This window comes from Paenarthrobacter aromaticivorans, from assembly GCF_019038615.1.
GTDB lineage: Bacteria > Actinomycetota > Actinomycetes > Actinomycetales > Micrococcaceae > Arthrobacter > Arthrobacter aromaticivorans.
Genome location: NZ_JAHOPC010000003.1, coordinates 172,193 through 192,575, shown reverse-complemented (window position 1 = coordinate 192,575; position 20,383 = coordinate 172,193). Strand labels below are relative to the sequence as shown.

Genomic DNA, 20,383 nt, shown 5'->3' with positions numbered 1-20,383 from the left:
TCCGCCAGCGCGCGCGTCCTCCAGCTCATATGTCCGCAGTATCGCCGCTGTCCCCCAGATGAACTACTGCAAGCCGCGCACAGAGACGCCCGTCGTTCAGGAAATCCTGCTGAATTCCGTGAAGGACGGGCGTCGGGTGGACAAATCTTGGCTGGACGCTGCCAGTGGGCTGGCGGGCGGCTAGTAGATGCGGGGATTCCAGTACGGAGTACTTGGAGCATCAAAGGCGCTCCAGGATTCCTTGGAGTTGATGGGTGGGTTGTGGCCGCGTCCGTCCTTCAGGAGGGCGGTAACGGTGGCTGCGACGGCGGTGATGAGGACGATGAAGAGGATGATTCCGAAGATTTCCATGCCTTCAGTCTTCTCTTGGCGGCAGCCAAGAAACAGTGGCAGAAATGCCCCATTTAGACAATTTTCTGCCACACTGGAGATATGTTGAAATCAGTAGCCGTCATAGTTGTTCCCGACTTCTCGATCTTCGAGTTCGGCACCGCTTTTGAGGTCTTCGGCATTGACAGGTCCGACCGCGGTGCAGGCGTACCTGCTTTCGACTTCAGGGTGTGCGCACCGGAGCCGGGAGACATCCGGATGAAGTCCGGGCTCTCGCTGCATGTCAACCAGGGCCTGGAAGCTGCGGCCGATGCGGACCTGGTGATCATGGCGCCCTTCGGGAGGGACAAGGAGGTCCCGGAGCCTGTCCTTGAAGCACTCCGGGCGGCTCATGTCCGGGGCGCTTGGGTGATGTCCATATGCTCCGGCGCTTACGCCTTGGCGCGGGCAGGCCTGCTTGACGGGCGCCGATGCACCACGCATTGGCACTACTCGCAGGATCTGGCGAATCGGTACCCTGCAGCAGTGGTGGATGAGAACGTCCTCTATGTGCAGGACGGAACCATCATCACCAGCGCAGGAACTGCTGCCGGTATCGATGCATGCCTCCATCTTGTGCGTGTAGAGCTGGGCGCCAACGTAGCTGCCGCGATCGCGCGTGACATGGTAGTCCCACCCCATCGCGACGGCGGCCAAGCGCAGTTCATTGACCGGCCGATGCCCCGGTGTGGTTCAGCGCCCATGGAGGAACTCCTGCGATGGATGGTTGAACACCTCGACGAAGAACACAGTGTGAATGAGTTGGCTGCGCGCCTGCATATGTCGCCCAGAACGTTCGCCCGCCGCTTCAGGGCGGAAACAGGGACTACACCTGCGGCTTGGTTGAACTCCCAGCGGGTCCTGCGGGCTCAGGAACTCCTGGAGTCCACGGAGCTGAATATCGATGAAATCGCGCGGGAAGCAGGGTTCGGGCATTCCGTTCTGCTTCGCCACCACTTCACGAAAGTGTTGGATACGAGTCCCCAGAGCTACCGAAGGGCCTTCCGCGGGCAGCTGGCCGAGGTAATCTAGCGGCGGGCGCCCAGGCGGCCCCGGGACTCGGAACCTTCAGCCTTGGCGCACTCCACCAAATCCTGCCAGGGCCCCGTGACTGCGCGCTCGGGTAGCGTCGCCCGCCGTTGGCCTGCCCTGATGGAGTAGATGAACCTGTCCGGTTCGGTCACAGTCCTGGCTTGGCTCTTCGCCTCGTCCCAGGGACATGCCTCAACGATCGGCATCCAGCGCTCTTTGTCATCGTCAGACACTGCCTCCACGCTCCAGACGCGTGTCATCGCGGCTAGGCCCCCACTGCGCTGGACGATGATTTTCATGACCGGCTACTTCTCGTTTGACGTACTGGCGGCAAGCCAACGACGGCGGGACTGCCCGGAGCCGCACGGTCCCGCCGGCTGGTCTAAACCTTGACCTTCACAGTCTCCCACGCCTTCAGGACGGCGTCATGCTCTACTGAGCCAACGCCAAAAAGTTCTTCCGCGGTAGCCGCAGTCGACTTGGCGAACTTGCCAAATGTGCAAGCTGGCGGCAGCGACCCGCTGATGAGTGTCCCATACCAGATCTGCCCTGGCGCACCCCATGCATTGCCGCCCAGCTCGGAGGCGACAAGGTAGAACGCCCTGTTCGGGATGCCCGAATTGATGTGCACTCCGCCGTTGTCTGCGCTGGTCCGAACATACGTGTCCATGGAGTCCGGCTGCGGGTCCTTGCCCAGGATGTCGTCGTCGTAGGCGGTGCCGGGGGCCTTCATCGAGCGCAAGGCCGCACCTTGGACCTTGTCGGTAAAAAGGCCCTCGCCGATCAGCCAGCTGGCTTGCTCGGTAGTTTCCTTCTTCAGGTATTGCTCCACGAGTACGCCGAAGACATCTGACATGGACTCGTTCAGGGCACCTGCCTGGTTGCGGTAATTGAGCCCTGCCGTAAATTGCGTGACCCCATGAGCCAGTTCGTGGCCGATGACGCTCACTGACTTGGTGAAACGCTGGAAAATCTCCCCGTCGCCATCCCCAAAAACCATCTGGTTACCATCCCAAAAGGCATTGTCGTACAGATTGCCGTAGTGAACGGTAGCGTCCAGGGCCAAGCCGGCCCCATCGATGGAATCCCGGCCGAAAATCTCGGCATAAAGTCGGTGCGTACTGCCCAAACCGTCATAGGCCTCATCGGCAGCGGCATCCCCAATAGGCGCAGCGCCTTCCTTGCGGACTACCCGGCCGGGCAGGTTTTCCGAGGTGTCGGCATCGTAGATGGTGCGCTTTGGTGGGCCGGGCTTTGCCGCCACGGCACTGGGGGGAGTAGAGGGCGCCGGGGCGGCACGAACCGCCTGGAGGTCCTTGATGTGCAGGAGCGATTCCTTTGCGGCGCGGGCGACAGCCCAAAGCCGTGGTTCGCTCTGGGCGGCAATCCTTCGAAGCATGTAAGGCGGAACGATTGAACAAAGCACGGCAACCCCTCTGGCTCTTGGCGACTGGCAACTGTGATCAGCCTAGGAGCGGGGGCTGACAATTTTGGGGTGTTCGCCCGGCAAGCCCTGAACTGATAGCGGCGACCCGGGTTGAGGCGGCCGGAGTGCGGTCTGGAATGCAAAAATACCCCGCCAGTTGGACTGGCGGGGTATCGTGTGTGCCCTCGATAGGATTCGAACCTACGGCCTTCTGCTCCGGAGGCAGACGCTCTATCCCCTGAGCTACGAGGGCATCCAGGGTTCCCTCCGTTGCCGGTGGGACGTCCTAGAGCTTAGCAGCCACCGAGCCCCAAAAGAAAACGCGGCATGATCTTTAGCGCCCTGCACCCCACGGCGCTGCTGTGCCCACAGCTTAGTACCCCGCAAACGAGTCAACGTGTACCCGCCGCGCACCTGCACCGCGCGCGGCGGCCCGCAGGGAATCCACGCTCGCCGGGGAACCGGAGACATAAACCTCGCGGGCCGCGATGTCCGGTACCAGCTCCTTCAGGCGCCGTGCATCGATCCTGGAGGTTCCGGCGTCGTGCATGAAATCGGGGGGAGTGGAGCCGTCCGCGAGCCGGGCGATTACCTTTGCGCCGGATGCCGCCAATTGCTCACAGGCGGCGAGTTCATCGCGCCCGTGGGCAAGGTAAAGGACCACGGTGTCACGGGCTGCAGTATCGGACGCAAGGTGGGAAAGAAAAGGCGTGATGCCAATACCTGCGGCAATCAGCAGGACCGGCCTACCGGCGTCGCGGGGGAGCACGAAGTCTCCGCCAACCGCCGTGGCGGAAATCATGTCACCAGGCCTTAGCGCCAACAACGTCTTCTTCGCGGTGGACAAGGGTTCGGCAGTTCCAACGCCGAAGGTCACTTCTGGAGCACCCGGGGGGCTGGTGATGCTGAAGACACGGCGGCGGCCCTTGCCGTCGGACCCTGAATGCGGAAGGTTCAGTTCCATGAATTGACCGGCCGCATGCCGAACGGGGCGCCGAGGCTCGAAGCGGAACTCCCTGGTCCCCGGCGTTAGGGCCCGGGATCCCTTGAATGTCAGTTGCACGCGGCCCCGCTGGCCCAGGAAGAAAGCGATGAGGTTCCCCACCAGAAGCGCGAGTTCAGGGGAATTGGCTACGAAGCCCAAGTTGTAAGGAACCGCAAAGACAACGCCCACGACGCCGGCAAGCGCCAACTGCTGCCAACGGCGTGGGGGGAGCGTGAGAGGCTCGGTAAGCATGAAGCCGACGAAGAAGAGCAGGGGGCGCTGGGCCAACGGCTGCCACAGGGCCTGGCCGAAGGTCATGCCGCGGCCCAACAATTCGACACAAACGATACTGGTGGCCACTAGCAGGAAAACGGAAGCCATCAGCATTTTCCGTGTGCGGTACAGGACCGCCAGGACGCCAGGAACAAGGAGCCACAGCATGGCAGGCGTTGCGGCCCACCACGTGGCTATGTTCAGTCCGGTTAAGCCCGTGATAAAAGCCCCCGCAGCCGCCGGGTTGAAAATGTGGCGCCCACGGAAAGCCAAAGCATACTTCGAAGCGCTGGCCAGGACACAGGCCAGTGCAACACCCAGCATGTCAGTGGGGACGAATGTGGGCCAGAACAGGAAATAGAGGAGCAGGCCAGTAATGAGTGAAGACTCCGAATGTGGCGTGGTCCGGAAAAGCAAGGCCAGCAGGCGGTTCGATCCATAGGTAAGCCCCAGGCACAGGCACAAGTGAACCAGCATCTGTGGCAGGCCGAACGTCAGCCACCCCAAGACGTTCAGAAGCAGGCTGTAGGCCACCAGCACCCCGAGAGCCCACAAAATCCAGCGGTACATCGTGAAGCGGCCCAACCAGGTGTCCAGTCGCGACTTCATGGCATTCATGTGAACAGTCTCCCTTCAAAACCAGCCGAAAATGTGGCAGTCCCATTCGAAAACACCCGCAGCCAGGAAAAATCGAATTCAACCTCAAGTGCGGCAGGTTCCACCATGAAGAGTGCCGTGGCCAGGGCATCGGCCACCATCGCGCTCGCGGCCATGGTCCAGGTGGCCACTGTGGTCTGGATAGGTTGCCCAGTGATTCCGTCCAGTACATGGTGCAGGCCGTCGCCCCACGCCCGGCGGTTGGACGCGGAGGCGCAGAGGGCTGAATTGTCCAATTCCACGGTGCCGATTGCCTGCTTGGGGTTATAAGGATGCTCCAACGCCACAGTGACGGGCAGGCTTCCGGAATGCAGCATGTCCCCGCTGCCATCCACCAGGAAGTCCAGGTAGCCAGCTGAACGGAGGACTTCACCTAGCAGGTCCACGAGCTGTCCTTTTCCTGCGGCGCCAACATCCAACACCAGCGGGACCTTGCCTGAAACCGTGGTTCCCGACCATTCAAGGACGTCTTCCCACTTAACTGCACCCTCAGGAGCGCCTGAAGGAACCAAGGTGTAGCCGGCATCATAACCAAGACGGTTCAAGCTATTGCCGATCAGGGGTGTCATGGAGCCGCCAGTTATCCGGTACAGCGCCTCGTAGAGGTCGCGGAGGGCCACAGAGTGCCCGGGCAATGAAATGCTGCCGGGACCGCGCTGCAGAGCGGACACCAGGGAATCCGGCCTGAACCGTGAATAGGTGTGGTCGTAATCCGCCACTGTTCCAAGCAGTTGGCGCTGCACTTCCAGCGCAAGGATCGACGACGTCGAAATCTCCCAGTGCGTACCGATCCCTTCGAAGCTAAATCGGCTCCAGCCCGGATGCGGCATGGCTGCTACTTTGCCTGGGACTTGATCTGCTCCACGGCATCGTTGAAGCCCCCGGAGGTCAACGAGGAACCGGCCACCTTGGAAACGTTCAGTTCGTCGATGTCCTTGCCAACTATCTGTGACGCGATACCGCTGGCAAACTCGCCCTGGAACTTCTTGGTATTGGGGTTGGAGGGGTGGACGGTGATATTCACTGCCTCCACCTTGTCCCCGGCCAGCTTTAGCTCAACGCCAACGGTCTCCTGGCCGTTCGGCGACGTATACGTTCCATCGGCGCTGTACGTGCCGTCCTTGTACGTGGAGTTACCCTTTCCAGCCGAACCGGAGGAAGAAGGACTGCCGGTAGAAGCCTGGCCACCATTCTGGGTAGCGGGTGTCTGCGTTGAAGGGGCTTGCGTCGTGGGGGCACAGGCAGCTGCGGTCCCGATAATGGAAACGCTGGCGAACCCGACGTAGAGGCTCTTGCGGAGTGGCGTAGTCATGTTCTGCTCGTTTCAACTGGACAAGATGTGATCAACATGCGGTCAACGGATGGTTTCGGTCTCTGGATGACCGTTAGAGCCACCTCTTACGTCTTCACAACGTCGAAATCAGCGTAATGGTTCAGTCTGTGAGTGCCGCCAGCGGTTTATGTATAAGTGCTGTGTCCAAGATATCCACATAAACGAGCCTTAATTCCTCGAGTTCGCGGGCCCCCGGTAGGCTGGATGGGTGACTCCCGAAGAACTCTCTGCTGCCATATCCACCTGCCTTAAGGATGCCGTCTCTGCCGGCGAAATCGCCTTGGCGGAATCCGCTGTCCCCGACGACGTCCGGGTGGAGCGCCCCAAGAACAGGGACCATGGAGACTGGGCCACCAATATTGCCCTGCAATTGGCTAAGCAGGCCGGCACGAATCCGCGCGAGTTCGCGGGAATCCTCAGCCATCGCCTGCAGGAAATCGCCGGCGTGACCGGAGTTGAAATCGCAGGTCCCGGCTTCCTGAACATCACCGTTGATGCTGCTACGGCAGGCGCACTTGCCAAGGCAATCGTTGAGGCGGGTTCCACCTACGGGACCAACCAGGCGCTCGCAGGACATGTTGTGAATATGGAATTCGTTTCGGCCAACCCCACGGGGCCTCTTCATATTGGCCATACCCGGTGGGCCGCCCTTGGCGACGCGATCGGGCGCGTGCTGCGGGCTTCGGGAGCCGACGTCACCGCTGAGTACTACATCAACGACGCCGGTTCGCAGATGAACGTCTTCGCCAACTCAGTACTTTCCCGGCTCCACGGCCGGGGCGTCCCCGAGGGCGGCTACCCCGGTGAGTACATTCGCGAACTCGGCGATGAAGTACTCAAAGCGCACCCGGATATCCGTGAACTCACGGACGAGGCTGCCCTGCCGGTTATCCGTGCTGCTGCCTACGAGGCACAGATGGCGGATATCAAAGCAACGCTGGCAGATTTCGGCGTGGAATTCGACGTCTTCTTCTCCGAGAAGGAACTGCACGACGCCGGTGCCATTGAATCTGCCGTTGCCCGGCTCCGTGAACAGGGCCATGTCTTCGACGACGGCGGCGCCGTCTGGCTGCGCACCACTGACTTCGGCGATGACAAAGACCGCGTCATGATCCGCGCGAACGGAGAGCCGACATATTTCGCCGCCGATGCCGCGTACTACCTCTCCAAGAAGGACCGCGGATTCACCGAGAAGATCTACCTTCTTGGCGCAGACCACCACGGCTATATCAATCGCCTCAAGGCTATTGCAGCGTGCGCGGGCGACGACCCCGAAGTAAACATTGAGGTTCTCATTGGACAGTTGGTGTCCGTCAACGGCGCCAAGTTGTCCAAGCGCGCGGGCAACATCATCGAACTCAAGGACCTCATTTCCTGGTTGGGCAAGGACGCAGTGCGCTACTCCCTTGCCCGGTTCCCTGCGGACTCGCCGCTGACACTGGACCCGGAACTGCTCAAGAAGAACAGCAACGAGAACCCCGTGTTCTATGTGCAGTACGCCCATGCCCGCTCCAGGGGAACCGCGCGCAACGCCGCCGAAGCCGGGGTCGATCGCTCTGTGTTCGACGCATCGCTGCTGGATCACGCCACGGAGAACGAGCTTCTCTCCTATTTGGGCAGCTACCCCTCCATCGTGGCCAAAGCAGCCGAGCTCCGCGAACCGCACCGCGTAGCCCGCCATCTTGAGGTCATCGCCGGTGCCTACCACCGCTGGTACGACGCCTGCCGTGTCTCCCCGCAGGGTGAGGATCCGGTGTTGGACGTGAACCGGACCCGGCTGTGGCTGAACGATGCCACCAGCCAGGTGCTGGCCAACGGACTCGGACTGCTGGGCGTTTCCGCGCCGGAACGGATGTAAGGCCATGACGACAAACACCGCACCAAATTCACCCCAGGCCTCTCCGCTTGCCCCTGAATGGCTGGCCGTCCCGGAGGACCTTAACGTCCTTCAGGCACCGATGTGGGCAGCCGGTGTGGAGAAGAACGACGCCGGTGAGGTCACTATTGACGGGATTTCAGTCAGCGACCTCAAGGAACAGTTCGGCACGCCTTTGTTCGTGATGAGCGAATCTGACTTCCGATCCCGTGCCCGTGCCTTCAAGGACGCTTTCGACGACGCCTTTGCCGACATCTGTGGGGGAGTGGACGTCTACTACGCGGGCAAGTCCTTCCTGTGCACGGCAGTGGCACAGTGGGTAGCTGAGGAAGGACTTCGCCTGGACACCTGTTCCGGAGGCGAACTGGCTGTTGCCGCCCGCGCCGGAGTCCCGGGTGCCAACCTGGGCCTGCACGGCAACAACAAGTCCGACGCCGAGATCAACCGGGCGCTGGACATGAAGGTCGGCAGGATCGTGGTGGACAGCCTTGACGAATTGGAACGAGTCGCCAAGATTGCTTCCAGTCGCGGCGAAATTGCCAAGGTTATGCTGCGCCTCACACCGGGTGTGCACGCCCACACCCACGAATTCATCGCCACAGCGCACGAGGACCAGAAGTTTGGCCTCTCCATGGCTGAGGACTCCACCGAGGAAGCCGGCCTGTCCGCCGCTGAGGAAGCCGTTGCCGCCGCGACGTCGTACCCGAGCGTGGAACTCCTGGGGTTGCACTGCCACATCGGTTCCCAGATCTTCGAGGCGGACGGATTCGCGCTGGCTGCTGAAAAGCTCCTCGGCTTTCAGGCAGCGATGCAGGCCAAATACTCCGTCATTCTGCCGGAACTGGACCTCGGGGGCGGCTACGGTATCGCCTATACGCCAGTAGACACGCCCCGCCCTGCAGCGGAAATCGCGCAGGCGATGGCCGCCGTCGTGCGTTCAAAGTGCGCGGAACTCGGCATCGAAGCGCCCCGCGTTTCCATCGAACCCGGACGCGCGATCGTCGGGAGCACCACGTTCACCTTGTATGAGGTAGGCACGCTTAAAACTGTTCGCGTGGATGTTCCGGGCACGGAAAAAGGTCTAGAGAACGTTACGTATCCGCGTCGGTATGTGTCGGTGGACGGTGGAATGAGCGACAACGCCCGTCCGGTGCTTTACGACGCGGATTATTCGGCGATTTTGGCTTCCCGCGACTCCGATGCAGCTCCGCAACTGTCCCGAGTAGTGGGCAAACATTGCGAGAGCGGCGACATAGTTGTTAGAGATGTATATCTGCCCGCGGATGTGGCAGCCGGTGATTTGCTCGCAGTACCGGGTACCGGCGCCTATTGCTGGGCCCTCTCCAGCAACTACAACTACCTGGCCCGGCCTGGCGTTGTCGCTGTCCGCGACGGAGCCGCCAGGCTCATTGTCCGCGGGGAAACCGAAGAAGATCTCTTGAACCGCGACATGGGAGTGGCGAATGTCTGAAGTGCGAACCCTGAAGGTGGCCCTGCTGGGCTGTGGCAATGTAGGGGCCCAGGTCGCGCGCATTCTTATTGACGACGCCGAGGCACTGGCCGCCCGCAGTGGCGCGCGCCTCGAGCTGTCCGGTATTGCCGTGCGCAACCTCGACTCGCCGCGCGACGTCGAACTGCCGCGTGAACTCTTCACCACGGACGCCGAGACCCTCGTCAAGGACGCAGACCTCGTCATCGAGCTCATGGGCGGCATTGAACCCGCACGTACGCTCATCGTTACCGCCATCCAGAATGGCGCCTGCGTCGTCACCGGCAACAAGGCACTGCTCGCGCAGGACGGCCCCACTCTCTACGAAGAGGCGGACAAGGCCGGCGTTCAGCTGTCCTACGAAGCTGCCGTTGCCGGTGCTATTCCCATCCTGCGCCCGATCCGCGACAGCCTCTCCGGCGATCGCATTACGCGGGTTCTCGGGATCGTGAACGGGACCACCAACTTCATCCTTGACCAGATGGACACCACTGGCGCCCAGTTTGCGGACGCCCTTGCCGAAGCACAGCGCCTCGGTTACGCCGAAGCTGACCCCACTGCCGACGTCGAGGGCCATGACGCAGCTGCCAAGGCCGCGATCCTGGCATCGTTGTCCTTCCATACAAGGTTCTCCTTGGATGACGTCTACTGCGAAGGGATCACCAAGGTCAGCGCTGCGGACATCGCTTCGGCCAAGGAAGCCGGCTTCGTCATCAAGCTTTTGGCCATCGCCGAGAAAATCGAAGCCTCAGAGAACGGCAGCGGAATCTCGGTGCGCGTGCACCCCACCCTCCTGCCGCGCGAACACCCGTTGGCAGCCGTCCGTGGCGCGTTCAACGCCGTCTTCATCGAAGCCGAAAACGCTGGTGAGCTGATGTTCTATGGCCAGGGTGCAGGCGGGACTCCCACTGCCTCTGCTGTGTTGGGTGACCTCGTCTCCGCTGCCAGGCGCCTGGTCCTTGGCGGTCCCGGCCGCACGGAAACAACTACCGGGCATGTTCCGGCACTGCCTATTGATGCCTCCAACACCAGCTACTACATCGGCCTGGACGTAGCAGACCAAGCAGGTGTGTTGGCTCGCATCGCCCACATTTTTGCGGAGAACGGCGTATCCATCGAGATCATGCGTCAAACGATCCACCGCGACTCTGCCTCGAACGTTGAGTCGGCTGAGCTGAAAATCGTGACGCACCGTGCATCCGAAGCTGCACTCGCAGCAACCGTCGAGGCCGTCAAGGGCCTGGACGTTATCAATTCTGTGACATCCGTACTGCGGGTAGAAGGGGTCTAAGTGGCTCACCAATGGCGCGGAGTAATCCGCGAATACGCTGATCGTTTGCCTGTAACGGAAGCCACCAAGGTCATCACCCTCGGCGAGGGCGGCACCCCGCTCGTCCACGCACAGAAGCTTTCCGAGCTGACCGGCTCGCAGGTGTACCTGAAGGTCGAGGGCATGAACCCCACGGGTTCCTTCAAGGACCGTGGCATGACCATGGCCATGACGGCAGCCGTCGAAGCCGGCGCCAAAGCTGTTGTATGTGCGTCCACCGGCAACACCTCGGCCTCGGCCGCGGCCTACGCAACGGCCGCAGGCCTCAAATGCGCTGTGCTCGTCCCCGAAGGCAAGATCTCCATGGGCAAGCTCAGCCAGGCGATCGCGCACGGCGCCACGCTGCTGCAGGTGGACGGCAACTTCGACAATTGCCTGGACATTGCCCGCAAGCTGGGCGAGTCCTACCCGGTCTTCCTGGTGAACTCGGTCAACCCTGCCCGTATCCAGGGCCAGAAGACCGGTGCCTTCGAAGTTGTGGATTCCCTGGGCGATGCCCCGGACATCCACGTTCTCCCTGTTGGTAACGCCGGCAACATCACTGCCTACTGGAAGGGATACAAGGAGTACGCCGCTCCCTTCGAGACCGCCAACGGCACACTGCCGGCCGTCTCCACCAAGACGCCCATAATGTGGGGTTTCCAGGCTGCGGGTGCAGCGCCGTTCGTTGCAGGGCACCCGATCACTGAACCGGACACCATTGCCACTGCCATCCGCATCGGCAACCCGGCATCATGGGACACAGCCGTCGCTGCCCGCGACGAATCCGGTGGGCTGATTGAAGCCGTCACTGATGAGGAAATCCTGGACGCCCACCGTTGGCTCTCGTCCAAGGAAGGCGTCTTCGTCGAGCCCGGCTCTGCTGCTGGCGTGGCAGGCCTGATCAAGAAGCACGCTGCTGGTGAGGTTCCGTCCGGCAAGACCATCGTCATCACCGTTACCGGCCACGGACTGAAAGACCCGCAGTGGGCCCTCCGCACGGAGGACGGTAGCGATGTCCAGCCGGTCAAGGTTTCCAATGACGTCGTGACCGTTGCCGCGGAACTGGGACTGGAAGAAAAGTAAGAGTGGAACAAACGCAGCCCACCGCGACCGATCGTCAACTCGTCGCGGCAGGCCAGCGGCTGACCGTCAAGGTCCCCGGTACGAGCGCCAACCTGGGTCCCGGCTACGACAGCCTCGGCTTGGCCCTATCCATTTATGACACCTTGACGGTGGAAACGCTCACCACCGGAGAGCTCGAATTCGAGCTCTCCGGTGAGGGCGCCGATACCCTTCCGCGCGACTCCAGCCACTTGGTGGTGCGTGCGATCGACCTTGCCCTGGAACGTTTGGGGTTCCGGCACTCCGGCCTAAGGATCACGGCCGACAACGTTAATCCGCATGGACGGGGGCTAGGCTCCTCAGCCTCCGCAGTTGTCGCAGCCGTCACTGCAGCTAATTCCTTGGTTCCCAAAGAGGCGCAGCAGGATCTCGACTGGATCCTGCAGCTGACCAGCGAAATGGAAGGCCACCCGGACAACGTCGCCCCCGCCATTTTCGGCGGGCTGGCGCTGTCATGGCAGGACAGCGAGCAGTACAGCAGTACGCGTGCTGAAGTAGCCCAATCCGTCGTTCCTGTGGTGGCGGTTCCAGACTATGAACTCTCCACCGAAACTGCCCGCGGACTCTTGCCCGCGTCTGTGGGTCACCATGCTGCTGCGATGAACTCCGGACGTGCAGCGTTGCTGATCCACGCGCTGACCACGCAGCCGGAGTTTTTGCTGCCCGGTACCGAAGACTACCTGCACCAGAGCTACCGGGCCGAAGCGATGCGGCCCAGCGCGGACCTTATTGCGGCCCTACGGACGGCCGGTCACGCGGCCGTGGTTTCCGGTGCCGGTCCTACTGTCATGGTCCTCGCCAACGGGCCCGGCGAAGCAGCGACTGTTGCCGAATTCATCGAGGCGTTTACTGCCGCCAACACACCCAACGTCGGTTGGCGTGTGATGACGCTGGCTGTGGACGTTGAAGGTGCTAGAGTGGAAGTGCACCGGCGGTAAAGCCGCGGGCAGTTCCCTGATTTTGGATCTTGGCGGTTTCGCTGTTCCTTTCGTCAACTGCGCCAACGTCTGGCGGTGCCGTCTCCTTCCGGCCTGTCTCAGGTGCCGCAGAACTCTCTCTGTTCCCTGAAAATTCAGTCGGCTGTCCGGGCAACTGGGTTCAGTGAAGACGATCAGTATCCGGCCCTGTTGGCCACAATCCATCAGGCACGGCCGAAATCACCGGCTGCAGATCTGAACTGCAGCCCAGAACAAATCATCGCGTCCAGCTCTCGCTCTGGACGCCGTCGAGGGGGAAGGATCCTTCGTGACAGAAACCACTGAGCTGGCTTCAGCTGTGGACACAACAACTTCTGCTGCTGAGTCGTCAACAGCAGCAACCACCAAGAGCAGCGGCCTTGCAGGCCTTAAGCTCGCCCAGCTCCAGGCTCTTGCCAGCCAGCTGGGGATCTCCGGTGGGTCCCGTATGCGTAAGGGGGACTTGGTTACAGCCATTTCCGCCCATCGTGCCGGGACTTCTACCGCCAAGGCCCCGGCCAAGGCATCGACGAAGGCTGCCACCGCGCCGAAGGCTGCAACCGCGCCGAAGGCAGCGCCTGCTGCCGAGGTCAAGGTTGCGGAGAAGAGCGCTCCTGCCACTGAAGAAAGCACCGAAGCGCCGGCCCAGGAAGCCCCTCGTGGACGTGGACGTGGCCGTAGCCGCCGCGCCACCAGCGATGGTGTTGTGGCCGCCGCAGAGGCCGCTGCACCTGCCGAAGCACCCGCTGCGCCGGTTGCAGAGCCCGAGGCAGCGCTGGAAGGCAGCGAAGCCGCCACCGAGCGTCGCCAGCCCCGCACCCGTAACCGTCGTCGCAGCGAGACTGCTGCAACTCCGGACGAAAGCGTAGAAGCACCGGCCGCCGAGCAGCGTCCCGAGCGCACCGAGCAGCGTGAACAGCGCGCCGAGCGGACTGAGCAGCGTGAGCAGCGCGGCGAACGGACCGAACAGCGTGAGCAGCGCGCCGAGCGGACTGAGCAGCGTGAACAGCGCGGCGAACGCACTGAACAGCGTACTGAACAGCGCGAACAGGCCGAGTCCGGCGATCAGTCGCGTGAACGTCGTGACTCCCGTGGCCGGCGCGAAGACAACAACGACCTCGAAGATACGGGCAATCGCCGCAACCGCAGGAACCGCCGTGATCGCAACGATCAGAACGAGCGCAGCGACCGTCGTGGCGGCCAGGACGGCCGGGACGGCAACACCCGCAGCGACCGCTTCCGCGACCGCAACGAACGCCGCCGTGGGCGTGCGCAGGGCCCGGATGTTGACGACATCGAGGTTACCGAAGATGACGTCCTGCTCCCCGTAGCGGGCATCCTGGACGTCCTGGAGAACTACGCATTCATCCGGACTTCCGGCTACCTCCCCGGTGCGAACGACGTCTACGTTTCGCTGGCACAGGTCAAGAAGTACAACCTCCGCAAGGGAGACGCCGTCGTTGGCGCTATTCGTGCACCACGCGAAGGTGAAGACCGCAACCAGCAGTCTTCGCGCCAGAAGTTCAACGCCCTTGTTCGTGTAACTTCAGTCAACGGCAAGACTCCTGAAGAGCTCAAGGACCGTGTCGAGTTCGCCAAACTCGTGCCGCTGTACCCGTCCGAGCGCCTGCGCCTGGAAACCGACCCCAAGAAGATCGGTCCGCGTGTCATCGACCTCGTGGCTCCGATCGGCAAGGGCCAGCGTGGCCTGATCGTCTCCCCGCCCAAGGCCGGAAAGACGCTCATTCTGCAGTCCATTGCGAACGCGATCACCACCAACAATCCTGAGGTCCACCTCATGATGGTGTTGGTTGACGAACGTCCCGAAGAAGTCACGGACATGCAGCGCACCGTCAAGGGTGAGGTCATCGCCTCCACCTTCGACCGTCCCGCAGACGACCACACCACGGTTGCCGAGCTCTCTATCGAACGCGCCAAGCGCCTCGTTGAAATGGGCATGGACGTGGTGGTCCTCCTGGACTCCATGACCCGCCTGGGCCGCGCCTACAACCTGGCAGCACCGGCCTCCGGCCGCATCCTGTCCGGTGGTGTGGACTCCGCAGCGCTCTACCCGCCGAAGCGCTTCTTCGGTGCTGCCCGCAACATCGAAAACGGTGGCTCGCTCACCATCCTGGCAACGGCGCTCGTCGAGACCGGCTCCAAGATGGACGAGGTTATCTTCGAGGAGTTCAAGGGCACCGGCAACATGGAGCTCCGCCTGTCCCGCCAGTTGGCAGACAAGCGAATCTTCCCGGCCGTGGACGTCAACGCGTCCGGCACACGTCGCGAAGAGAACCTGCTCTCGCCGGAAGAAGTCAAGATCATGTGGAAGCTGCGCAGGGTCCTTTCAGGCCTTGAGCAGCAGCAGAGCCTTGAGCTGCTGACGAACAAGATCCGGGAGACGCAAAGCAACGTCGAGTTCCTCATGCAGGTTCAGAAGACAACCCTTGGAGCGAAGTCGGACAACGACAAATAGCTGCTTTACTGAGCCGCTGATTCTGCTGCCCCCGCCCCTACGCGTGGCGGCCAAGTCCTTTCGGACTTGACCACCACGCTCCGGCAGGCCCGAAGCCACTCCCGGGGCAGCAGAATCAGCGGCTCGTTCCGTTTTCGGCTCGCCTTCGCGGGCTGGCAAAATTACCCGACGGCGGTCGTGTCACCTTCCGCTGTTTGCGCCACTAAACTTGTGCGCAGCGTTGAAAGGTTGTTTGAAAATGTTTGAGTCCGTACAGGGATTGCTTGATGAGCATGCTGCTATCCAGGCGCAGTTGAGTGATCCTGCTGTTTATGCCGATCAGTCTGCTGCCCGGAAATTGGGGCGGCGTTCTGCCCAGCTCCAGGGCATTGTGGAGGCGTACAACAAGTGGCGCGCACTCAATGACGACCTCGAAGCCGCCAAGGAAATGGCTGCCGAGGATCCCGATTTCGCCGCAGAGGTAGAAGTGCTGCAGGAGCAGATTCCTGCTGCCCAGGAGAAGTTGCGCCGTCTGCTGATTCCCCGTGATCCTGACGATGCCCGCAACGTCATCCTTGAGGTCAAGGGTGGCGAAGGTGGCGACGAAGCTGCGTTGTTCGCCGGTGACCTTCTGCGCATGTACATGCGTTACGCCGAATCCCGGGGTTGGAAGACCGAGATGATTTCCGCCACGGAGTCTGACTTGGGTGGCTACAAGGACGTATCGGTGGCCATCAAGGGCAACTCGAACGACCCCGCAGAGGGCGTCTTTGCGCGGTTGAAGTTCGAAGGCGGCGTGCACCGGGTACAACGCGTTCCGGTGACAGAGTCGCAGGGCCGTATCCACACATCCGCGGCCGGCGTCCTGGTGCTTCCCGAAGTGGATGAACCCGAAGAACTTGAAATCAACCAGAACGACCTCAAGATCGACGTCTACCGTTCCTCCGGTCCCGGTGGCCAGTCCGTGAACACCACCGACTCCGCCGTTCGCATCACCCACTTGCCTACGGGCATCGTGGTGGCCATGCAGAACGAAAAGTCGCAGCTGCAGAACCGCGAAGCCGGTATGCGCGTGCTTCGTGCCCGGCTCCTGGCCCACCAGCAGGAACAGATCGACGCCGCCAACTCCGAACAGCGCAAGTCGCAGATCCGTACGATGGACCGCTCGGAGCGCATCCGCACCTACAACTTCCCGGAAAACCGCATTGCGGACCACCGCACCGGGTATAAGGCGTACAACCTCGACGCCGTCATGAATGGTGATCTGGAACCCGTCATCCAGTCGGCAATTGAAGCCGACGAGCAGTCGCGTCTGGACGCTCTGGGCGAATAGCAGAGCCCCACAAGCCTGCCGATTTCCAGCTATCGGGGTACAGAATTCGGGGTACAGATATGACGATTTTCCCAGGCCAAAGCCTCGCGGACGCCGTTCGCGAGGCCACCGCGGTTCTATCCGACGCCGGAGTCCCTACCCCGCGCGTCGATGCCGAACTTCTTGCGGAGCACCTGTTGGGCGTGGGGCTGGGCCGGTTGCGGGCTATGCTCCTTGGTGATTCGCCCGCCCCTGAAGGCTACGCCGAACTGGTGGCTGAGCGTGCCGGGCGCGTACCGCTTCAGCACATCACCGGCGTCGCGTATTTCCGCCATCTTGAACTGCGGGTGGGGCCCGGCGTATTCATTCCCAGGCCCGAGACGGAATCCGTTGTCCAGCTTGTCATCGACCACGTGGCCGGCATGTCCCACCCCAAGATCGTGGACCTCGGTACCGGTTCCGGGGCCATTGCCGGTTCAATCGCCCACGAGGTTCCCGGAGCTGAAGTCCATGCCGTGGAGTTCAGCACTTTCGCCCACGCCTGGGCGAGCAGGAACCTTGAACCGCTGGGCGTCTCGCTGATCCAGGGTGATCTTAGGGATGCCTTGCCCGAACACAACGGCTCCTTTGACGTTGTGGTGTCCAATCCTCCGTACATCCCCGCAGAAGCAATCCCGAACGAGCCGGAAGTTGCGCTGCATGATCCGCCCGAAGCACTGTACGGCGGGGGAGCGGATGGCATGGAACTCCCGACGGCGGCAGCAGCCACTGCGGGCCGTCTCCTGAAACCTGGCGGCTACTTCGTGATGGAACACGCAGAAGTCCAGGCGGACTGGATCAGCGGCATGCTGCGTCGAGCAGGACGTTGGCAGGACATCACCACGCACTTTGACCTCAACGGCAAGGAACGGGCCACGAGCGCTGTGCTGGCAAACAAGGCTCCTGATGAGTGAAAGAATAGCGCTGTGACCACAACCTACAATTGCACTTCCGATGACCAGCGGGCTGAAGGACTTCGACACGCGCAGCGTGCCATCAGCGAAAAGAAGTGCATCGTGCTGCCGACGGACACCGTGTACGGGATTGCAGCTGACGCGTTTTCCCCCTTGGCCGTGACAATGTTGTTGGCTTCCAAGGGACGTAGCCGGCAAATGCCCCCACCGGTCCTGATTCCGCGCATCAACGCCCTGGACGGACTCGCGAGCGATGTATCCTCCGACGCCAGGGCCTTGGCACAGGCGTTCTGGCCCGGTGGCTTGACGCTCATCCTCCACGCCCAGCCGTCTTTGGATTGGGATCTGGGTGATACCAAGGGCACTGTGGCCCTGCGGATGCCTGACGACGAACTCGCACTGGAGCTTCTGGGCCTTACCGGGCCGCTGGCTGTGTCATCGGCCAACCGCACGGGCCAGGAAGCAGCGCAGACCGCGTCCGAGGCGCGGCTCCAGCTGGCAGATTCCGTGGAGGTTTACCTTGAAGGGGGCTTCCGGCCTGTGAAGGGTACTGCTGCACTGCCTTCTACCATCGTGGATGCAACCTCCGAACCCTTCCGGGTGGTTCGTCAGGGGGCCATCTCGCTGGAACGCTTGCGTGAAATTGTTCCTTCCGTCCTTGGCGTTGGCGAGACTGCACCTTCCGTTGCTCCGGCAGCAGAAACCGAAGCAGCAGCACAGGAAAACCCTGTCTCCGAAGTGGCCGCGGCGCAAGACGCACCCATCGAAGTAACGGAAGCACCCGCCGTCGAGGACCCGGCGCCTGCTGTACCAGCATCGGCACCCGACGCCCCACGTGAAGCCAAACCCGAATGATTCCGGACCGCCAGCGCGTCCCCGTCCTAGACGTCGACGCGACTCCGCTGCGCGTCAATGAACTGATCGATGCCCTGGACGGACTCATCTCCACCGGAACCACCCGTACTGTGCTCGGCCACAATCTTCACAGCATTACGCTGTTCCACTCGTGTGCAGATTTCCGTTCACTTTACGATCAAAGCTCGATCGTCCTCCTTGACGGCGCTCCTGTAGCCATGCTTTGGGGATTGGCCCACAAACGGCAACTGAAGCCCCTGGGACAAGGCCCCATGGCCTACCGACTTGGATCCATGGACTGGATCCCGGCTCTTGGAGGAGTGAAGGGGCTGGAACGGGTGGCCGTGATCGGTGCCGGACGGGCTGCAAATACGCAAGCGGTGGCCCGGCTGCGCACGATTATTCCGGATGCAACGGTAGATGGTATGCCCGGCGAAGGATGGGACGAGGCTTTGGAAATGGCTGTCGTGGAGTGGTTGGACCGCTTCCGTCCTCAACTGGTGCTGCTGGGCCTTGGCATGCCGCTCCAGGAGACGGTCCTGCATCGACGACTCACCCAGTTTCCACCCGCCGTGTATTGTGCCGTTGGCGGTGCCATTGAACAGGTGGCCGGCGTCCAGAAGCTTGCGCCGCGTTGGCTCGGGCGCCTTGGGCTCGAATGGGCGTGGCGCCTGGTTCTCCATCCCGGCCGTGTTGCCTACAGAGTTTTTGTTGAACCGTGGAAGCTGGCGGGCCTGCTGGTTCGGCGCCACTTCCAGCCATCCCAGACCAAAGGCAAGTAAATGACGTCCAAACCCGTTGTGGTCGCCGTTGTGGTGACCTTTAACCGGCGTGAACTCCTTGAGACCACCCTGGCCGGCATTACCGCCGGGACCGAGGTGCCGGACGCCGTCGTCGTCGTGGACAATGCGTCCACAGACGAAACTGCGGAATTCCTCAGGACCTATCGGGGCGCTGTTCCGACGGACGTTGTGACGCTCAATGCCAACGTGGGCGGCGCCGGGGGATTTGTTGTGGGTATGGAGCGTGCAGTCCTGGACCACGGTGCCGACCACGTCTGGATCATGGACGACGACACCGAACCGCAGCCTGGGGCACTTCGTGAGGCGCTGGATGTGTCCGAGGCTTATGAACAGGAGACCGGGGAAGCTCCTGCGTTCATCGCCAGCCGGGTAGTGTGGACGGATGGGCGCGACCACCCCATGAATCGCATGCGTCCACGCATCGGTGCCAGTGAGGCGGCGCGCAGCACCGCTGCCAGGATCGGGGCGGTTCAGATCCGCAGCGCATCCTTCGTCTCTGTCCTGATTCGCGCTGACGAGATCCGGCGTCACGGACTGCCCATAGCCGACTACTTCATCTGGAACGATGACCTCGAATACACGGCAAGGGTTTCGCGCCGGGGAACTGCCCTGGCTACCAGTGCGTCGGTAGCCAATCATCACACGAAAGTGTTTGGAGATGCAGGGGCGGACCCCGGCCCTCGTTTCTACTACGAAGTTCGTAACAAGCTCTGGGTTTACACCAGATCCAACGCCTTGGCCCCTTGGGAGAAGGTCCTCTTTACCGGAGCTTCGCTGCGTAATTGGGCCAAGACCATTGCTGCGTCGTCAAACCGCAAAATCCTGCTGGATGGCTTGTTCAAGGGCCTGCGCCACAGTTTGAAGGCGCCCCGGTCCAACGCCGAAGTGCTCAAGGGGATCTACGCCCTGCGAAACGTCCAGGAGCCTGCCAAGTAGAAGGCAGCCGCTTGGCTGCAGCACATCAGCTGTAGCTTTGCGGCTGCGTCACGCCGGTGGTCACGACCGTTGGCATTAGTATCGTGACTAGAGTCCACAGAAATCCCAGCATCATTTGGCACAGCCGGTGCAGGCATGGCGACGGAGTAGTTCCATTTATCGACAGACAGAAATCCACACCTTGACCTGCCCGGAACTACACGGCTTTTCAGCGATGCACCGGCTGCATCCCTTGGTCC

At 61.9% G+C, this 20,383-nt stretch carries 18 protein-coding genes and 1 tRNA gene; 12 read left to right on the top strand and 7 right to left on the bottom strand.

The features are described 5' to 3' along the window. Positions 1–180: 180 nt before the first annotated feature. The gene (locus KSW38_RS07565) at positions 181–351 is read right to left on the bottom strand and encodes a hypothetical protein (RefSeq protein WP_216923977.1); all 171 of its coding nucleotides are present in this window, start codon (positions 349–351) and stop codon (positions 181–183) included. A gap of 81 nt (positions 352–432) precedes the next feature. On the opposite strand from KSW38_RS07565, the gene KSW38_RS07560 reads away from it, so the two are divergent. Then, positions 433–1,401, top strand: a complete 969-nt coding sequence (locus KSW38_RS07560) for a GlxA family transcriptional regulator (RefSeq protein WP_216923976.1) — start codon at positions 433–435, stop codon at positions 1,399–1,401. On the opposite strand, the gene KSW38_RS07555 is transcribed toward KSW38_RS07560, so the two are convergent. The 6 genes from KSW38_RS07555 to KSW38_RS07530 all read right to left on the bottom strand — a co-directional run bounded on the left by KSW38_RS07555 (position 1,398) and on the right by KSW38_RS07530 (position 6,054). Next, positions 1,398–1,700 (bottom strand): protealysin inhibitor emfourin, encoded by a 303-nt coding sequence (locus KSW38_RS07555; RefSeq protein ID WP_216923975.1) that lies wholly within the window; start codon positions 1,698–1,700, stop codon positions 1,398–1,400. The two genes, KSW38_RS07560 and KSW38_RS07555, sit on opposite strands and share 4 nt — an antisense overlap. A gap of 83 nt (positions 1,701–1,783) precedes the next feature. Beyond that, entirely contained in the window at positions 1,784–2,800 is a 1,017-nt protein-coding gene (locus KSW38_RS07550) for a M4 family metallopeptidase (RefSeq protein ID WP_216923974.1), read from the bottom strand. Positions 2,801–3,007: 207 nt separating this feature from the next. Beyond that, positions 3,008–3,080 (bottom strand) — tRNA-Arg (locus KSW38_RS07545). Between the two features lie 120 nt (positions 3,081–3,200). Next, on the bottom strand, positions 3,201–4,703 hold the full coding sequence (locus tag KSW38_RS07540) for an FAD-dependent oxidoreductase (protein WP_216923973.1): 1,503 nt from the start codon (positions 4,701–4,703) through the stop codon (positions 3,201–3,203). Beyond that, entirely contained in the window at positions 4,700–5,572 is an 873-nt protein-coding gene (locus KSW38_RS07535; protein WP_216923972.1) for an FAD:protein FMN transferase, read from the bottom strand. Before KSW38_RS07535 ends, KSW38_RS07540 begins: the two co-directional genes overlap by 4 nt. A gap of 5 nt (positions 5,573–5,577) precedes the next feature. Further along, complete coding sequence (locus KSW38_RS07530; protein ID WP_216923971.1) at positions 5,578–6,054, bottom strand: FMN-binding protein; 477 nt, start codon at positions 6,052–6,054, stop codon at positions 5,578–5,580. A gap of 229 nt (positions 6,055–6,283) precedes the next feature. Here KSW38_RS07530 and argS point away from each other — a divergent pair, with 229 nt between their 5' ends. The 11 genes from argS to KSW38_RS07475 all read left to right on the top strand — a co-directional run bounded on the left by argS (position 6,284) and on the right by KSW38_RS07475 (position 20,144). After that, positions 6,284–7,933, top strand: coding sequence for an arginine--tRNA ligase (gene argS, locus KSW38_RS07525; protein WP_216923970.1), 1,650 nt, complete (start codon positions 6,284–6,286; stop codon positions 7,931–7,933). 4 nt (positions 7,934–7,937) lie between these two features. After that, positions 7,938–9,422 carry a diaminopimelate decarboxylase gene (lysA, locus tag KSW38_RS07520; protein WP_216923969.1) on the top strand — a complete coding sequence of 495 codons (1,485 nt, stop codon included), beginning with the start codon at positions 7,938–7,940 and terminating at the stop codon, positions 9,420–9,422. After that, entirely contained in the window at positions 9,415–10,731 is a 1,317-nt protein-coding gene (locus tag KSW38_RS07515) for a homoserine dehydrogenase (RefSeq protein ID WP_216923968.1), read from the top strand. The genes lysA and KSW38_RS07515 overlap by 8 nt, the downstream gene beginning before the upstream one ends. Further along, the gene (gene thrC / locus KSW38_RS07510; protein WP_216923967.1) at positions 10,732–11,835 is read left to right on the top strand and encodes a threonine synthase; all 1,104 of its coding nucleotides are present in this window, start codon (positions 10,732–10,734) and stop codon (positions 11,833–11,835) included. 2 nt (positions 11,836–11,837) lie between these two features. Continuing rightward, entirely contained in the window at positions 11,838–12,812 is a 975-nt protein-coding gene (gene thrB / locus KSW38_RS07505) for a homoserine kinase (protein WP_216923966.1), read from the top strand. A gap of 307 nt (positions 12,813–13,119) precedes the next feature. Continuing rightward, complete coding sequence (rho, locus tag KSW38_RS07500; protein ID WP_216923965.1) at positions 13,120–15,306, top strand: transcription termination factor Rho; 2,187 nt, start codon at positions 13,120–13,122, stop codon at positions 15,304–15,306. A gap of 238 nt (positions 15,307–15,544) precedes the next feature. Then, positions 15,545–16,618: a peptide chain release factor 1 gene (gene prfA, locus KSW38_RS07495; protein WP_216923964.1), complete on the top strand. Its 1,074-nt coding sequence runs from the start codon at positions 15,545–15,547 to the stop codon at positions 16,616–16,618. A 59-nt stretch (positions 16,619–16,677) separates the two neighbouring features. Further along, complete coding sequence (gene prmC / locus KSW38_RS07490; protein ID WP_216923963.1) at positions 16,678–17,550, top strand: peptide chain release factor N(5)-glutamine methyltransferase; 873 nt, start codon at positions 16,678–16,680, stop codon at positions 17,548–17,550. A gap of 12 nt (positions 17,551–17,562) precedes the next feature. Then, positions 17,563–18,405: an L-threonylcarbamoyladenylate synthase gene (locus KSW38_RS07485; RefSeq protein ID WP_216923962.1), complete on the top strand. Its 843-nt coding sequence runs from the start codon at positions 17,563–17,565 to the stop codon at positions 18,403–18,405. Continuing rightward, positions 18,402–19,187, top strand: coding sequence for a WecB/TagA/CpsF family glycosyltransferase (locus KSW38_RS07480; RefSeq protein WP_216923961.1), 786 nt, complete (start codon positions 18,402–18,404; stop codon positions 19,185–19,187). The genes KSW38_RS07485 and KSW38_RS07480 overlap by 4 nt, the downstream gene beginning before the upstream one ends. Beyond that, positions 19,188–20,144 (top strand): glycosyltransferase, encoded by a 957-nt coding sequence (locus KSW38_RS07475; RefSeq protein WP_216923960.1) that lies wholly within the window; start codon positions 19,188–19,190, stop codon positions 20,142–20,144. It begins immediately after the preceding gene. The last annotated feature ends 239 nt before the right edge of the window (positions 20,145–20,383 follow it).

Coding starts and splice junctions, on each gene's coding strand:
- KSW38_RS07565 (WP_216923977.1), bottom strand. CDS start 351: ATGGAAATCTTCGGAATCATCCTCTTCATCGTCCTCATCACCGCCGTC.
- KSW38_RS07560 (WP_216923976.1), top strand. CDS start 433: ATGTTGAAATCAGTAGCCGTCATAGTTGTTCCCGACTTCTCGATCTTC.
- KSW38_RS07555 (WP_216923975.1), bottom strand. CDS start 1,700: ATGAAAATCATCGTCCAGCGCAGTGGGGGCCTAGCCGCGATGACACGC.
- KSW38_RS07550 (WP_216923974.1), bottom strand. CDS start 2,800: ATGCTTCGAAGGATTGCCGCCCAGAGCGAACCACGGCTTTGGGCTGTC.
- KSW38_RS07540 (WP_216923973.1), bottom strand. CDS start 4,703: ATGAATGCCATGAAGTCGCGACTGGACACCTGGTTGGGCCGCTTCACG.
- KSW38_RS07535 (WP_216923972.1), bottom strand. CDS start 5,572: ATGCCGCATCCGGGCTGGAGCCGATTTAGCTTCGAAGGGATCGGTACG.
- KSW38_RS07530 (WP_216923971.1), bottom strand. CDS start 6,054: ATGACTACGCCACTCCGCAAGAGCCTCTACGTCGGGTTCGCCAGCGTT.
- lysA (WP_216923969.1), top strand. CDS start 7,938: ATGACGACAAACACCGCACCAAATTCACCCCAGGCCTCTCCGCTTGCC.
- KSW38_RS07515 (WP_216923968.1), top strand. CDS start 9,415: ATGTCTGAAGTGCGAACCCTGAAGGTGGCCCTGCTGGGCTGTGGCAAT.
- prfA (WP_216923964.1), top strand. CDS start 15,545: ATGTTTGAGTCCGTACAGGGATTGCTTGATGAGCATGCTGCTATCCAG.
- prmC (WP_216923963.1), top strand. CDS start 16,678: ATGACGATTTTCCCAGGCCAAAGCCTCGCGGACGCCGTTCGCGAGGCC.
- KSW38_RS07480 (WP_216923961.1), top strand. CDS start 18,402: ATGATTCCGGACCGCCAGCGCGTCCCCGTCCTAGACGTCGACGCGACT.
- KSW38_RS07475 (WP_216923960.1), top strand. CDS start 19,188: ATGACGTCCAAACCCGTTGTGGTCGCCGTTGTGGTGACCTTTAACCGG.